The sequence below is a fragment of the Micromonospora sp. NPDC085948 genome, assembly GCF_040686315.1.
GTDB lineage: Bacteria > Actinomycetota > Actinomycetes > Mycobacteriales > Micromonosporaceae > Micromonospora.
Window position 1 is genome coordinate 219,916 of sequence record NZ_JBFBJW010000010.1, and the last position, 15,004, is coordinate 234,919.

Genomic DNA, 15,004 nt, shown 5'->3' on the forward strand with positions numbered 1-15,004 from the left:
GTCAGCCGGTTCGTTTCCCGCTGGTCTGGTCACTGTCGGTCTGCCAGGCCGCGGCGAGGTCCTCGCGGGCCCGGGCGACGCGGGAGCGGATGGTGCCGACCGGGCACTGGCAGACTTCTGCGGCCTCCGCGTAGGACAGGCCGAGCATCTGGGTGGCGACGAACGCCTCGCGCCGCTCCCGGCTCAGACCGGAGATCACCTGTTGGAGGGTGACACCCTCGTCGGCGCCGGCCGTGATCGCACCGGCCGCCTCGGCTGCCGCCTGCCAGTCCGGCACCGAGGCCAATCGTGGCCGGGCGACCGCCGCCCGGACGTGATCCACGGCGACGCGCCGCGCGATCGTGAACACCCAGGTACGTGCCGAGGAGCGGCCGGCGAAGCCGGGCAGGTTGCGAAATGCGCGCAGGAACGTCTCCTGGGTCAGATCGTCGGCCTCACCCGGCCCCGCCAGGTGCGACAGGAACCGCCAGACCTGGTCCTGCAGTGCCCGGACGAACGCCGTGGCGGCCTGCCGGTCGCCGCGGCCCGCCTCCTGCGCCCAGCGGGTCACCTGATCGTCGTCAGCGCCGCCGTTGCGCACAGACCACCGTCCTGGGTGCCACGGGCGCTCCTCCATACCGAAAGCCGTCGTCGGATCGCGCCGCTGAGCCGCGCACTCTGGTGGTCGGCGGCCGGTCCCGGAAAGTTCCCGGCACTCCCCGTTCGGCTGACACCGTCGCCCCCGCGGCGGGCGGGGGCCACGGCCGGCTGACGCGCGCCCCCGTCGGCCGCTCAGCCTCGGACCGGCTGGTCGCGGGTCTGCTCGGTGCTCTCCCGCCCGCGCGGCACCAGGTCCGGCATGCTCCAGGAACGCCAGAGCCGGCTGTACCCGCCGCCGGCCTCAAGCAACTCGGCATGCGTACCCTGTTCGGCGATGCGGCCGTGGTCCAGGACGACGATGCGGTCCGCGGTGGCCGCCTGGCTGAGTCGGTGGGCGACGATGAGCGTGGTCCGGCCCTCGGTGGCCGCGACGGCGGCGCGGTCGAGGTCGCGTGCGCCCGCGCTGCCCGCCTCCGCGGTGGCCTCGTCGAGGATCGCGACGGCGGGGTCGGCGAGGACGAGGCGGGCCAACGCGAGCTGCTGGGCCTGGGCCGAGGTGAGGCGTCGTCCGCCCTCCCCCACCAAGGTGGCGAGGCCCTCCGGCAGGGTACGCAGCCAGTCGGTGACACCGACCCGGTCGAGGGCGGCGGTCAACTCCGCGTCGGTGGCGTCCGGATCGGCCAGGCGCAGGTCGTCGGCGAGCGGCCCCGCGAAGACGTGCACCTCCTGGCTGATCAGCGCGATCTCGCGGCGGAGGCGGTGCTCACCGAGGTCCGCCAGCGGCACGCCGCGGAGGCGCACCGCGCCGTGGGTCGGCGCGATGATGCCGGCGACGATGCCGGCGAGCGTGCTCTTACCCGCCCCGCTCGCGCCGACGAGGGCGACGCGCTCACCGGGTGCCAGCCGCAGGGTGACGTCGCGCAGTACGACGGGTCCGTCGTCGTATCGGTGCTGCTCGACGACCACCTCCAGCGCGGCCGGCTCGGGTCTGGCTCGCTCGGGACGCTCGGGAGACGTGGTGGCCGGCAGGGTGGTGACGCCGACGAGGCGGGCGAGGCTCGCCCCGGCCTGCAGGACGGAGTCCGACTCGAACAGCAGCAGCCCGATGGGGTTGAAGAGGCGGTGGAAGTAGAGCGCTGCGGTGGTGGCGGCACCCACCGTGACGAGGTCGTCGCGGACCAGGAGGAACCCGGCGAGCAGCACGGCGGCGAGCCCCACGAACTCCGACCGGTTGATGCGCAGCCCGAACCGCGTGAACAGTCCGAAGATCTCCAGCGACAGGTCACGGGCCACGGCGGAGCGGCCCGCGATCCGTGCGACGTGGTCGTCCTCCATCCGGTAGGCGCGCACGGTCGCCGCGCCGCGCAGCGCCTCGGCCGTCGCCTGTGCGCGCTCGCCCGTCGCCACCCGTTCCCGGGCGTAGTACGGGATCGACCGCTTCAGGTACCAGCGCAGCGCCACCGCGTACGCCGGGGCGGCGGCCAGCCCGGCGATGCCGAGTCGCCAGTCGAGGGCGAAGAGCCCCAACGCGGTCAGCACGACGGACAGCAGCGCGCCGAGGAAGGCGGGACCACTGGTGGCGATCACGTTCGTCACGACGGCCACGTCGTCGCCGGCACGTGCCACCAGGTCCCCGGTCCCGGCCCGTTCCAGGGTGGCCGACGGCAGGTGCAGGGCACGGTCGAGCACCCGTTCCCGCAGCCGGGCCAGCACGGTCTCGCCGAGTCGGGCGGCGACCGCCGCTCCGACCGCGGTGAGGAGCCCCGCGAGCACCGCCGCGCCCGCGATCACACCCGCCCAGGCGACGATCCGCGGTGTGTCGGATCCGGCGATGACGTCGTCGACGAGGCGACCGAGCACCCAGGGGGCGACGAGCCCGGTCGCGGCGGCGGCGACCAGCAACGTGCCGGCGGTGACGCTGAGCCCCGGCAGGCGGCCCACCTCGCTATGGAGGGCCACCCAGGTCTGCCGAGCGGTGGCCGTCGGCAGCAGTTGCCGGCTTTCGATTGACGCGTCGGTCACCGCAGGACCTCCTCGCGGTAGCGGGTGTCGGTGGCGAGCAGCCTCTCGTGCGGACCCTCGGCGACGATCCGCCCCCGGTCGAGCACGGCGACCCGGTGCGTGGCGCGCAGCAGCGCCGGACTGGTGGTGATCAGCACGGTGCCGCGGTCCGCCGCGCCGCGAGCCGCGGCCAGGCCCTCGGCGAGCAGCCCCTCGGTCACCGCGTCAACGGCCGTGGTGGGGTTGTGCAGCACCAGCACCGGCGGGTCGGCGACGAGTGCCCTGGCCAGCCCGATCCGTTGCCGCTGCCCGCCGGACAGGTTCGCCCCCCGTTCGGTGAGCAGGCGGTCGAGCCCGTGCGGGTGCGCGGCGAGCACGTCCTCGGCGGCGGCGGCACGCACAGCCGACCGCAGGAGCGTGTCGTCGACGTGTGCCCCGGCGCTGAGGTTGGCGCGCAGGGTCCCCTCGAACAGTGCCACGTCGTGCTGCTCGACCAGGACGGCGGCGCGTACGGCGTCGATGTGCAGTTCGTCGGCGGGCACACCGTCGACGCACAGCGAGCCCTGGTAGTCCGGGCGGGACACACCGCCGGACAGGAGCGTGACAAGCGCCTCGGCGTCGCCCGGATCGTAGGCGAGCACGCCGAGAACCTCACCGGCGCGGACGTGCAGGCTGACGTCGTGCAGGCCGGCGTAGCGGACCCCGTCGAGGGTCAGCCGCGACGGGCTCGGGGCCGGCGGCCCGCCGCTACCCGGGCGGGTGGCCGGCGCGGCACCGAGAACCCGGGCGACCCGACCGGCGGAGGCCCGGGCCATGGCGAACAACTGCACGCAGTACCCGAGCGTCTGCACCGGTTCGGCGATGAACTGGGCCAGCCCGACGACGGCGACGAGTTCGCCGATGGTGAGCCGGCCCTGGAGCGCGAGCCAGCCCGCGACACCGGCGACCGCCGCGAGGAAGAGACCGTTGACCATGGTGGTGAGCCCGAGGTGCAGTCCCTTGGTGGTCGCGGCACGCAGGGTGACGTCGAGCGCGTGGCGGCTGGCGCCCGCGTACCGGCGTGCGGCATGGTCCTGGGCGCCGATGCCGCGCAGCACGCGCAGGCCGGTGACGAGGTCGACGGCGAGCGCGGTCGTGGCCGCGAGGGCTTCCTGCTGCGCGGTGCTGCGCCGGGTGAGCAGCGGCGCCATCCGTTGCAGGGCGACGACCAGCAGGGGTACGCCGATGAGCACCCCGAGCCCGAGTGGGATGTCGACGACGAGCAGCGCGACGGCCGCGACCACGATGGCGGTGAACGCCGCGGCGGTGAGCCCGGCGACCCGGACGACAAGCGCGCTCAGCTCGGCGTCGGAGGCCGTGACGGAGAGCAGCTCTCCGTCCCGCATGCCGGAACCGTGTCCGCGCGGGTCGAGGGCGCTGCGGACGATGTCGACGCGCGTGGCGTGCGCCTCGTGTTCGACCGCGGCGTACGCCAGCCGAGCGCCGGTGCGGTAGGCGAAGGCGAGGACGGTGAACAGGGCGGCCAGGCCGGCGAGCGAGAGCAGTAGCGCGCCGCCGTCCCCGGTGGCGACCGCACGATCGATGACGACGCCGATGGCGACCGGCACGAGGGCCTCGGCGGCCTGGTGTGTGCACAGCAGCGCGACGCCGAGAACGACCCGATTGCGCTGTCGACGGAGCGCGCGACGGAGCACCACACCACCGGTGATCTCGGCGGCTGTCATCGGCGGCTGTCCCGCTGTCGGGTCGGTGCGGTCATGGGCAACTCCGGGACGGCGGATTAGGGCAGGCTAACCTAACACGTCATCAACGTGGGCTTACCGGATGGCCCTCGAAACCGGTGTGCGCACCTAACGAATAGCTGACATGTGGCGACCAGGCTGACCGTCATGCGAAATGCGAACGTGAAGATGGTCGGCCTGGCGGTCCTGTTGCTGTCACTCGCGGCCTGCGGCGGCGACGCGGAGGGGCCGGGGCCGCAGGTGGCCGCGATCCCGGGCGCGACCGGGTCGGCGAGCGCCGGCCCGGCCGGTTCGACCGGCGGCGCTGACCGCCAGCTCCCCCTCGGCGCGAGCAAGCAGGAGATCGACCGCCTGTACGGCGCCTACTACGCCTGCTGGACGCAGCACGGCGTGCCCTCGGCTCCGGCGAAGGACGGAAACGGCGGCCCGCTCCTCAGCTACAAGATGGACGAGAAGAAGTACCAGCCGGCCGTGGACGCGTGTGCCGACAAGGAACCGCTGGGCGCTCCGGAACTCGACCCGCACCAGAACCCGAACTACGCCGACGACCTCCGCGAGCAACTGCAGTGCGTCCGGGACCACGGCCTGTCGATGGAGATCCGGCAGGGGGGCACCGACAACGCCAAGATCTGGGTCGCGCCGGAGACGAAGGCCAACCTCGAGAAGGCGAACAGCGACGAGGGCATGGAGATCCAGCGTCAGTGCGAGATCTCGGCCTTCACGCAGAAGTAGCCGACCGTGCGGACGAAACCCCTCATCATCACCATCACCTGCGGCGTGCTCGCGCTGGGCGGCGTGGTCTACGCCGTCCACGCCAGCGGCGACCGGGACTCCCCCGCCGCCCAGCCGGCCGCGTCCAGGGTGGCCACGGCCGAGGTGGTCCGGACCGACCTCTCCGACTACTGGACCGAGAGCGGCACGGTCGGCTACCGCAAGCAGCGCACCCTGCGCGGCGTCGCGCCCGGGGTGCTCACCTGGCTGCCCCAGCCGGGCAGCACCATCGCCCGAGGCGACATCCTGTATCGGGCCGGCGACCGACCGGTGACCCTCTTCTACGGGTCGTCGCCGATGTTCCGCGACATCGACGTGGTCGGCATGGTCGGCCGCGACGTCAAGGTGCTGGCCGACAACCTCCGGGCGCTCGACTACCGGATCGGGCCGCAACCCGCACCGGGAACCCGGGTCACCGTCCAGGGCGGGCCGACACCGGCCGCGAACGACCCGGGTGCGACCGGGGAGGCCACCACGCCGGATTCGACGCCGACAGCCTCCGGCACGAAGGCGTACCAGACCGTGTTGACCAGCCAGGACGCCGTGTTCACCGCATCGCTGAAGGACGCCGTACGGCGCTGGCAGGCGGCCAAGGGGATCCGTCCGGCCACCGGCACCGTGACACTCGGCGACATCCTGGTGCTGCCCGGCGCGGTGCGGGTGGGCGCGGCTTCGGCGCAGCTCGGCGACGACGCCACCGGCAACCTGATGGCGATCAGCGACAAGACCAAGGCGGTCACCGTCGAGATCGACGCGAGCCGGGCCGACGACCTCCGGGCGGGGCAGAAGGTGCAGATCACTCTCCCGGACAGCTCGCACGCCGGCGGCACCATCACCTCGGTGAGCAGCAACGTCCAGGCCAGCTCGTCGGACGGCGACAACCCGGGCGCGGAGGGTCCGAAGGTGCAGGTCGTCATCGCGGTGGACGATGCCTCGGCGATCCAGGACATCAGCTCGGCCGCCGTCGTGGTCCGGTTCACCGGCACCACCGCGCACGACGTACTCGCCGTCCCGGTCGGCGCCCTGCTCGCGCTCAGCGGCGGCGGCTACGGCGTCCAGATCTCCGACGGCGCCCTGACCGCGGTGAAGGTGGGCCTGTTCGCCGACGGCATGGTGCAGATCACCGGTACGGGCATCGCCGCCGGCACCCGGGTGGTGACGACGTCGTGAGCGCGGTGCTGGAGATCGACGGCGCCACCCGGCGCTACGGCGAGGACGTGACGGCGCTGCGCGACGTCTCGTTGCGGATCGACGCGGGCGAGTTCGTGGCCATCCTGGGGCCGTCCGGCTCGGGAAAGTCCACTCTCCTCAACATCATGGGCACGCTGGACCGGCCCACCGAGGGCCGGGTGCTGCTCGGCGGGCGGGACGTCACCACCATGTCCGACCGACAGCTGTCCAGCCTGCGCGGCCGCTGGCTGGGCTTCGTGTTCCAACAGTTCCATCTCACCGATGGGCTGAGCGCGACCGAGAACGTCGCGACCGGCCTGCTCTACGCCGGCGTGCACCGCCGGCACCGCCGGGCGCTGGCCCGGGCGGCACTGGAGCGGGTCGGTCTGGCCCACCGCGCCGACCACCACCCGCAGGCGCTCTCCGGCGGCGAACGCCAACGGGTGGCGATCGCCCGGGCGCTCGTCAACCGGCCCGCGCTGGTGTTGGCCGACGAGCCGACCGGGGCGCTCGACCTGGCCACCGGCTCGGCCGTGCTCGACCTGCTGACCGAGCTGAACCGGGAGGGGACCACGATCGCGCTGATCACCCACGATCACGAGGTGGCCGCCCGGGTGCCCCGACAGCTCCGCATCCTCGACGGCCGCCTGGTGTCCGACTCCGCGGCGGGCGGTGCGCCGGTATGAGGCGTACCCGTCACGCGGCGCGAGTGGACCGGGACGCCGCACCGGTACGGCTGGCCCCGGCCGACCTGATCGGTCTGGGCCTGCTCGGCATTCGGACGCGCACGGCGCGCGCCGCGCTGTCGGCGCTCGGCATCGCCATCGGCATCGCCACCCTGGTCCTGGTCACCGGAATTCCCGCGTCGAGCCAGCGGGCGCTCGAGGAGGAGCTGGCCGCCCTGGGCACCAACCGACTGCAGGTCACGCCGGCGCCCAACCGCGAACCACCGGTCCAGCTGCCCGTCGAGTCGGTGGACATGGTGTCCCGGATCGGGCCGGTGACGGTGGCGAGCGCGACCGCCGACTTCGGGCTGAACGTCGCCCGATCCGACCGGACCGGCCCGGGCGACTACAACGCGATCGCGGTCGTCGCCACCAGGACGAACCTGCTCGCGGCGATCGACGGCCGGGTACGCTCCGGCCGTTTCCTGGATTCCGCGATGGAACGCCTGCCGACCGTGGTCCTCGGCGCGGTCGCCGCCCAGCGGCTCGGCTTCACCGCCGTCGACCTCTCCCAGCCGATCCAGGTTCACCTCGGCGGGCAGCGGTTCAGCGTGATCGGCATCCTCGACCCGGTGCCACTCGCGCCCGAGATCGACCGTTCCGCGATGGTCGGCTGGGGGGCGGCCAACCACTGGCTGCGCTTCGACGGGCACCCGACCCGCATCTATGTGCAGACCACCGACGCCCAGGTGGTGGCGGTGCGCTCGGTCCTGGCCGCCACGGCCAACCCGGAGCATCCGAGCGACGTGCTGGTCAGTCGTCCCTCGGACGGGCTCGCCGCCAAGCAGGCGGTGCGGCAGACCTTCAGCTCGCTGCTGCTCGGGCTCGCCGGGATCGCGTTGCTCGTCGCCGGCATCGGGGTGGCGAACACGATGTACATCTCGGTGCTGGAGCGGCGCCGCGAGATCGGCCTGCGCCGGGCCCTGGGCGCGAACCGGGGCCAGGTACGCATCCAGTTCGTGACCGAGTCGATCGTGCTCTCGGCCCTTGGCGGAGCAGCCGGGGTGGTGACCGGCACGGTGGCCGTCGCGGGCTATGCCACCCTCCAGCACTGGCCGGTGACCATCCCGACGGCAGCGGCCGCCGCCGGACTGGGAGGTGCGCTGGTCATCGGGGTGTTGGCGGGGGTCTATCCGGCGATGCGGGCGGCCTCGCTCGACCCCACCGAGTCACTGTCCAGCGTCTGAGCTGCCGTTAGGAATCTGTCAGGTCGGGCCGGAGATCGGTGCGGTGCCGCACCGGCGACCTATCATCGCCGGCATGTGTGCGATGGTCCTGGTCGCTGACGACGATCTGCGGCACGCGGAGGGAATCCGCCGTTATCTCGTGGCCGCCGGGCACGAGACGACCGTGGTGCACGACGGGCGCGCGGCGCTGGACGCCGCCCGCCGGGACCGGCCCGACCTGCTGATCCTGGACGTGATGATGCCGGGACTGGACGGCTTACAGGTGTGTCGCACGCTGCGGCAGGAATCGGACGTACTGGTGCTCATGCTCACCGCGCGCAGCGCCGAGAGTGACCTGCTGCTCGGACTGGAACTCGGCGCCGACGACTACCTGACCAAGCCGTTCAGCCCTCGGGAACTGGTGGCCCGCACCCGCACCCTGCTGCGCCGCGCGTCCCGCGGCACACCCGAGCCCACCGCCCGGAGCATCCGGCAGACCGGTCGGATCACCGTCGATCCGGTCGGGCACCACGTCACGGTCGACGGCGAGCGGATCGAGTGCACCCGTGGCGAGTTCGCCATCCTGGCCGCCATGTCCGAGCAGCCGGACCGGGTCTTCACCCGCGCACAACTGCTGCACCACACCCGCGGACTCGACCGCAGCTCGACCGAACGCACCATCGACGTCCACGTGATGAACCTGCGCCGCAAGATCGAAGACGACCCGAGACGTCCCCAGCAGTTGCTCACCGTGCACGGTGTGGGCTACAAGCTGGCTCCGGGTCCGACGCCGTGAGCAAGGACAGGGTGCCGCTGCGGCACAGTCTGGTGACCCGGCTGCTGGTCGCCTCCGTGGTGATCGCGCTGGCCGCGATCTCGGCCACCGCCTGGCTGGCGGCGACGACCACCACCCGCGCGATCAACTACGAGCAGGGCGGCGCCGTCGCCGACGAGAGGGCCGTCTACCAGGCGCTTGTCGGTTACGCGGCCACCCACGACGACTGGTCCGGCGCCGCCGACCTGGTGCACTCGCGCGCCGCCGAGCTGGGCCGGCGCATCACGCTGACCACCGACGACCACAAGATCATCCTTGACTCGCAGGCCGGCCCAGCGCTGGGCAACATCCGTCCTTCGGCCGTGGTGGATCCGCTCCAGGTCGACCTGGGCCTGACCGGCGGCGCCGAACACATCGACGAGCGAGCCGTCGGACCGTACATCGTGCCGCCCGAAGACCGGTACGTGCTCAGCGAGGTGGCCAAGAACGCCCTGAGCTGCTTCCACAAGGTGGGCTACGACGGTGTCATCCGGACCGCGAAGACCGGCCGCCCGAGCGTCGTCCTCACCACCGTCCGCGCCGAGGCCGAGCGGCCACTGACCCGGTCCGTGACGGAGGGCTGCGGGTTCGAACTCGACAGCCTGGTCAGTGCCGCCGAGAAGAAGGCACTCGAGACGCTGACCACGTTGACCGCCCGCTGTCTCAGCCTGGGCGACCGTGCCTCGCAGTTGCGCATCACGCCGTCCTTCACGGCGTACCTCGGCGATTCGGCGGTGGTCCGGACCGCGCACGAGGACACCGAGGTGAAGCCGCCGTCGCTGCTCACGCCGGCCGGGCCGGCCGGCGTCGTGCAGGGGTGCGTCGAATCAGGGCGCAGGACCCAACTCCGACCGTACGTGGCACCCCGCGCGCTGCTGTTCGTCACCGCGCCCGGCACCGGCCGCACCACGCTGAGCCTGTCCGGCGGCAGCATCGGACGGATCGTGGCGGTCACCGGTGCGGTCCTGCTCGCCACCGTCGCGGCGACCGTACTCGTCGGGCGGCGCCTGGTGCGGCCGCTGCGCGACCTCGCCGTCGCGGCCGAACTGCGCACACCCGCCCCGGTGTCCGGGCGCGACGAGATCGGCCGGTTGGCGCGCGCGTTGAACGACTCCGCGCAACGCCGGGAACGGGCCGAGGCGCAACGCCGCACCATGGTCAACGACGTGGCGCACGAGCTGCGGACCCCGCTCAGCAACATCCGCATCTGGCTGGAGGCGGCGCAGGACAACCTGGCGCCGACCGACGCCCAACTGCTGGCGCTGCTGCACGAGGAGGCGCTGCTGCTCCAGCACGTCATCGACGACCTCGGCGACCTGGCGGCCGCCGACGCGGGCACGCTGCGGATCGACCTGCGGCCGGCGGACCTGCGGGACGTGCTCACGCACGTGGTCGACAGCCATCGGGGCAGCGCGTTCGCGGCCGGGGTGCGCCTGGACCTCAGCGTCGTGGGAGATCCGGTCGTGCACGCCGATCAGGTGCGCCTACGACAGGTGGTCGGCAACCTGATCTCGAACGCCATCCGGCACACCCCGTCCGGCGGCTCGGTGACTGTCGACGCGAACGGCTCGACCATCTCCGTCCGGGACACCGGCAGCGGCATCGCCCCGGCCGACCTACCGAAGATCTTCGACCGGTTCTGGCGGGCCGACGAGTCGCGCAGCCGGGTGACGGGCGGCAGCGGGCTCGGTCTGGCGATCGCACGCCACCTGACCGAGGCACACGGCGGCACGATCGAGGTGCGGAGCGAGCCGGGCCGGGGCACACACGTCACCATCCGGCTGCCGGGCCTCGGCGGTTGAAGCGGCGGTTCCGCCGCCAACCGCCAAGGCCACAGCACTGACCGGGGTTCGGGTCAGCGGACCACCCCGATACCGGTGAACGACCTGTCGTACGCGGTGAACGACTGGTTGTTGTGCGGCGCGTAGATCCAGGTCCGCAGCGAGTTGGCGGCGGTGTCGACCTCGACCAGGCGGACCGGGTTGGTGCTGTTGGAGTGGAACGTCTGGAGGAACGAGTAGATCTTGTTGCCGTGGACTCCGGTGTCGACCCGGTTGCCGGCGATGCCGGTGTGACCGGAGAAGACGAACCGGATGTTGGCGTACTGCTTGACCAGGTTGTCGAAGAGATACTGCGGGCTGGTCTCGCCGTAGCCGGCGCTCTGCTCGATATTGCCGTTGCCGTCGATGTAGTCGTGGGTGACGACGATGACGTTGTGCCGGGGATTGGCGGCGACGACGCTTCTGGCCCAGTTCACGGCCGCGACCCGGGGCCACAGCTCCAGGGTCAGCACCATCCACTGCACGCCGCCGGCCTCGAAGGTCGAGTAGGAGTTGTCGACCTTGCCAGCCTCGAACTGTCCCCGGACCGCCCGGTACTGGCTGACCGTGAAGTACTGGTTGAACACGGTGGTGTCGCGCAGCAGTTCGCGGGTGTGGGCGGGGTCGCGGGCGGAGCCGCCGACGCCGGTGGCCTGGGTGTCGTGGTTGCCCAGTGCCAGCGCGTACGGGATGGCGGCGTTCTCGATCGGCCGCATCGCGGTGCGGGCGATGACGTACTGCGAGTGGTCGGGGGTGTCCCAGTTGACCACGTCACCGGAGGAGGTCACGAAGCGAAGGTCCAGCGCGGACCGGTTCTGCACCAGCCAGTTCGTGCGGTTGAGGAAGCGGGTGTCGCTACCGTTGAGCACCTCCTGCTGGGTGTCCGGCAGGACGGCGAAGCTGAACGTCGTGTCGGTGGCGCCGGCGGTCTCCATCCGCGCGTACGCGATGTGGACGTTGCGGTCGCAGGCGTCGTCCCGGAAGTCGTTGACGAACTGGACCTGCACGGTGTGCTGGCCGGCGCCGACCGCCGCGCCGACCGGGTACGTGCCGTAACTCGTCGCGCTGACGATCGTGGTCTGGCCGACACTGACGCCGTCGACGCTCACCCGTACGGTCGGCCAGCCCTGGCAGTTGTCACCGATGGCCCCGATCAGTACCCGCCCGGAGCCGTTGACGCTCGTGGTGGCGTAATGGGAATTGCTCCACAGCGACGCGTGCGTTCCGGAGGCGGGCACCGGGGTGCCGGTCGCCGGTCGGATCGCACCGCCCACGACGCTGAACTGGGAGGGCTCGGCGGCGTGTGCCGTACCGCCGACGAATGGTCCCCCCGCCACGGCGACCGCCACCGCCGCGGCCATCGCCACGAACCTTGACCTGAATCTTCTGATACGCACCGCTGGTCCTCTCCTGCCGACATACGCCCAAAAACTGGACATTCGCAGCCTAGAGAGGATCGGGACGACACATGTGAATGTTTGGAAACCATCCTGAGTACAGGTGCTGCACTCTGCGAGGCCGGCGCCGCCCTACCGCGACGTGCCGCCGCGACGGCCCGCGCCGGCCGTGGAGGGCCGGTGCGCGATGCGGGGAGCCCGGACCGCCGAGGAGGTGCCGGACCCCGGGCGGAAGTCGCGGGCCGCGCTGGCCACCATCTCGTCGGGGTCGCGGGCGAGCGCCTGCCGGATGTGCGGCGGAACGAGCTCGCTCGTGGCCATGGCCAGGCGTACCTGAACCGAGCGGTCGTCGAGCAGCAGCGCCAGGTCCGCCTCACCCAGCTCGACGGCACGCACCAGCGCGGCGCGGACGTCGACCACCGGGTCCGCGGCGAGCGCGCTGCGCTGCGCGGCGGTGGTCCGCGGGTTGCGGGCAACCCCCTTGCGTACGCGTGCGGTGCGATCGGCCAACAGGGCGGTGATCACATCGGGGTCGTGGGTGTGCGTGGCGAGGCGTTCGCGTACCTCGGGTGACACGTCGTCGATCAGCCGGGCGGCCAACTCCGGCTCCAGCTCACGACTCTCCGCGAGGAGACCGCGAAGCTCCTTGTCCGACGCCTCGGACATGACCCGGCGGATCGACTCGTCACAGGCGGGGTTGCCGGCGACCGCCCAGCGGATCCACCGGTCGGCGTCCTTGACCAGACGCATGAGGTTGGCGATCGAGGCGGAGGGGTTCCTCGCCACGGCCTCCCGTACCTGACGATCATGGTCTCGGGTCAGCGGACGCAGGGCCTGTGCGGGCGCGTCGGCCCGAGCGGCGACCGCCTTGCGGACCACGGCCGACGGATCGGACGCCAGGTCGATAAGCGTCATCTGCGGCGTGTTGGGGTCCTGAGCGAGGGCGAGCCGTGCGTCCGCGCTGCCACCGATCGGACGGTGGTCGGCGACGTCGGACCCGCTGTGACGGTCGGGCTCGCCGACGTCCTGCTGTTTCCCCATGGCGCAATCATGTCACGCGCCCCCGGACCCCTCAGGAGCCGACCGCGTCCGGTCCGGCGGGGGCGGGCGCGGAGGTGACCCGAGCGGGTAGTCGCAGGCCGGACATGCCGCCATCCACCGGGAGCGACGACCCGGTCACCGACCCGGTCGCCGGCGAAGCGAGGTAGACGACGGCGGCGGCCACCTCCTCGGCGGTCACCAGCCGCCCCGTTGGCTGGCGGGACGCGAGGTGCCGCTTCTCCGCCGTCGGGTCGGCCGCGCCGGCGAGCAGGCGGGCCACCCAGGGCGTGTCCACGGTGCCGGGGGCGACACAGTTGACCCGGACCCCCTCGGTCACCAGGTCGGCGGCCATGGCGAGGGTGAGGGCGTGCACGGCGCCCTTCGACGCCGAGTACAGGGCGCGTTGGGGCAGGCCGACGGTCGCCGCGATCGAGGAGATGTTGACGATCGCCGCGGCCGACGACCGGCGCAGGTACGGCAGCGCGACGGCGCTCGTCCGGGCCACGCCGGTGACGTTGACGTCGAGCACCCGGCTCCACCGCTCGTCGTCGTCGTCCTCCACCGTGCCCACGGCGGAGATGGCGGCGTTGTTGACCAGGATGTCGATGCCGCCGAAGGTGTCGGCGACCGAGGCGACGGCCGCGTCGAGGGAGGACCGGTCGGCCACGTCCGCGCGGACGCCGTGCACGCGAGGGTCCTCGGGGAGACCCGACAGATCCAGATCCAGCACGCCCACCCGGGCGCCGGCGGCCAGGAACGCCCGCACGCAGGCGTGGCCGATCCCCGAACCACCTCCGGTCACCACCGCCACCAGACCGTCACACCGCATGCCGCTCTCCCCTCCCGAATAGTCCTCCGCGTCGACAGGCACCGCCATCAGGCAGCTCTCAGCGTGCTGCGCTGCCGGCCGAGGCCCTCGATCTCGACCTCCATCACGTCGCCGCCGGCCAGGTACGGGAACCGGCCGGAGAGCGCCACGCCCTGCGGGGTACCGGTGTTGATGACGTCGCCCGGGTCCAGGACGGTGTACTGGGACAGGTGCCAGACCAGGTACGCCACGTCGAAGATCATGTCCTTCGTGCTGGAGTCCTGGCGGGGCTCACCGTTGACCCAGGAGCGCAGCCGCAACGCCTGTGGGTCGTCGATCTCGTCGGCGGTGACCAGCCACGGGCCGAGCGGTTGGAACGTCTCGCAGGACTTGCCCTTCGACCACTGACCCCCCGAGACGGCGAGCTGGAAGTCCCGCTCGGAGACGTCGTTGGACAGCACGTACCCGGCGATGTGCCCGAGAGCGTCGGCCGGCGAGGCGAGGTAGCGGGCCTGCCGACCGATCACCACCGCCAACTCCACCTCCCAGTCGGTCTTCGTCGAGCCACGCGGAATCAGAACGTCGTCGTGGGGGCCGACGACCGTGTTGGGCGCCTTGTAGAAGATGATCGGGTCGGTGGGTGGCTCGGCACCCGACTCGGCGGCGTGCGCGGCGTAGTTCTGGCCGACGCAGAGGACCACACCGGGACGGGCGATCGGCGCGCCGACCCGCTGACCGGAGACGTCGATCTCGGGCAGGTCGGTGGCCTCGCGGACGCGCCGGATGCCGTCGCCGCCGAGGAACTCCGCATCGATGTCGGCGGTCAGCGACGAGAGGTCGAGGTGCCGCCCGTCGACGTACAGGACAGGGCGTTCCCGCCCGACGGGTCCGACGCGCATGAATCTCACGAACCATCCTCCGGTGCCTGGTGGCGGCAGAGCCGTTTCCGATAGGATCTTGCTCGCCAGTG

At 72.2% G+C, this 15,004-nt stretch carries 13 protein-coding genes; 6 read left to right on the forward strand and 7 right to left on the reverse strand.

Annotation, left to right across the window (positions count from 1 at the left end; translation table 11 throughout):
• Position 1 precedes the first annotated feature (1 nt).
• The 3 genes from AB0O48_RS24270 to AB0O48_RS24280 form a co-directional block, all read right to left on the reverse strand.
• Positions 2-580, reverse strand: coding sequence for a sigma-70 family RNA polymerase sigma factor (locus AB0O48_RS24270; protein ID WP_357571102.1), 579 nt, complete (start codon positions 578-580; stop codon positions 2-4).
• Between the two features lie 191 nt (positions 581-771).
• Positions 772-2,601: an ABC transporter ATP-binding protein gene (locus tag AB0O48_RS24275; protein WP_357571104.1), complete on the reverse strand. Its 1,830-nt coding sequence runs from the start codon at positions 2,599-2,601 to the stop codon at positions 772-774.
• Positions 2,598-4,304: an ABC transporter ATP-binding protein gene (locus AB0O48_RS24280; RefSeq protein ID WP_357571105.1), complete on the reverse strand. Its 1,707-nt coding sequence runs from the start codon at positions 4,302-4,304 to the stop codon at positions 2,598-2,600. The genes AB0O48_RS24275 and AB0O48_RS24280 overlap by 4 nt, the downstream gene beginning before the upstream one ends.
• Positions 4,305-4,469: 165 nt before the next feature.
• On the opposite strand from AB0O48_RS24280, the gene AB0O48_RS24285 reads away from it, so the two are divergent.
• The 6 genes from AB0O48_RS24285 (at position 4,470) to AB0O48_RS24310 (ending at position 10,770) form a co-directional block, all read left to right on the forward strand.
• A complete protein-coding gene (locus AB0O48_RS24285; protein ID WP_357250219.1) occupies positions 4,470-5,054 on the forward strand; it encodes a hypothetical protein in 585 nt (194 codons plus the stop codon).
• Positions 5,055-5,060: 6 nt separating this feature from the next.
• Positions 5,061-6,263: an efflux RND transporter periplasmic adaptor subunit gene (locus AB0O48_RS24290; protein WP_357250222.1), complete on the forward strand. Its 1,203-nt coding sequence runs from the start codon at positions 5,061-5,063 to the stop codon at positions 6,261-6,263.
• Positions 6,260-6,949 (forward strand): ABC transporter ATP-binding protein, encoded by a 690-nt coding sequence (locus AB0O48_RS24295; RefSeq protein WP_357250224.1) that lies wholly within the window; start codon positions 6,260-6,262, stop codon positions 6,947-6,949. Before AB0O48_RS24290 ends, AB0O48_RS24295 begins: the two co-directional genes overlap by 4 nt.
• The gene (locus AB0O48_RS24300; protein ID WP_357250227.1) at positions 6,946-8,175 is read left to right on the forward strand and encodes an ABC transporter permease; all 1,230 of its coding nucleotides are present in this window, start codon (positions 6,946-6,948) and stop codon (positions 8,173-8,175) included. Before AB0O48_RS24295 ends, AB0O48_RS24300 begins: the two co-directional genes overlap by 4 nt.
• Before the next feature lie 73 nt (positions 8,176-8,248).
• Entirely contained in the window at positions 8,249-8,950 is a 702-nt protein-coding gene (locus AB0O48_RS24305) for a response regulator transcription factor (RefSeq protein WP_357250230.1), read from the forward strand.
• Positions 8,947-10,770 carry a HAMP domain-containing sensor histidine kinase gene (locus AB0O48_RS24310; protein ID WP_357250233.1) on the forward strand — a complete coding sequence of 608 codons (1,824 nt, stop codon included), beginning with the start codon at positions 8,947-8,949 and terminating at the stop codon, positions 10,768-10,770. The genes AB0O48_RS24305 and AB0O48_RS24310 overlap by 4 nt, the downstream gene beginning before the upstream one ends.
• Positions 10,771-10,823: 53 nt before the next feature.
• Here AB0O48_RS24310 and AB0O48_RS24315 read toward each other — a convergent pair whose 3' ends face one another.
• The 4 genes from AB0O48_RS24315 to AB0O48_RS24330 form a co-directional block, all read right to left on the reverse strand.
• Positions 10,824-12,149, reverse strand: coding sequence for a carbohydrate-binding domain-containing protein (locus tag AB0O48_RS24315; protein WP_365068497.1), 1,326 nt, complete (start codon positions 12,147-12,149; stop codon positions 10,824-10,826).
• A gap of 168 nt (positions 12,150-12,317) precedes the next feature.
• Positions 12,318-13,226, reverse strand: coding sequence for a hypothetical protein (locus AB0O48_RS24320; protein ID WP_357250239.1), 909 nt, complete (start codon positions 13,224-13,226; stop codon positions 12,318-12,320).
• Positions 13,227-13,257: 31 nt separating this feature from the next.
• Positions 13,258-14,103, reverse strand: coding sequence for an SDR family oxidoreductase (locus tag AB0O48_RS24325; RefSeq protein ID WP_357250241.1), 846 nt, complete (start codon positions 14,101-14,103; stop codon positions 13,258-13,260).
• Positions 14,103-14,942: a fumarylacetoacetate hydrolase family protein gene (locus tag AB0O48_RS24330; RefSeq protein ID WP_357250244.1), complete on the reverse strand. Its 840-nt coding sequence runs from the start codon at positions 14,940-14,942 to the stop codon at positions 14,103-14,105. Before AB0O48_RS24330 ends, AB0O48_RS24325 begins: the two co-directional genes overlap by 1 nt.
• Positions 14,943-15,004: the final 62 nt, after the last annotated feature.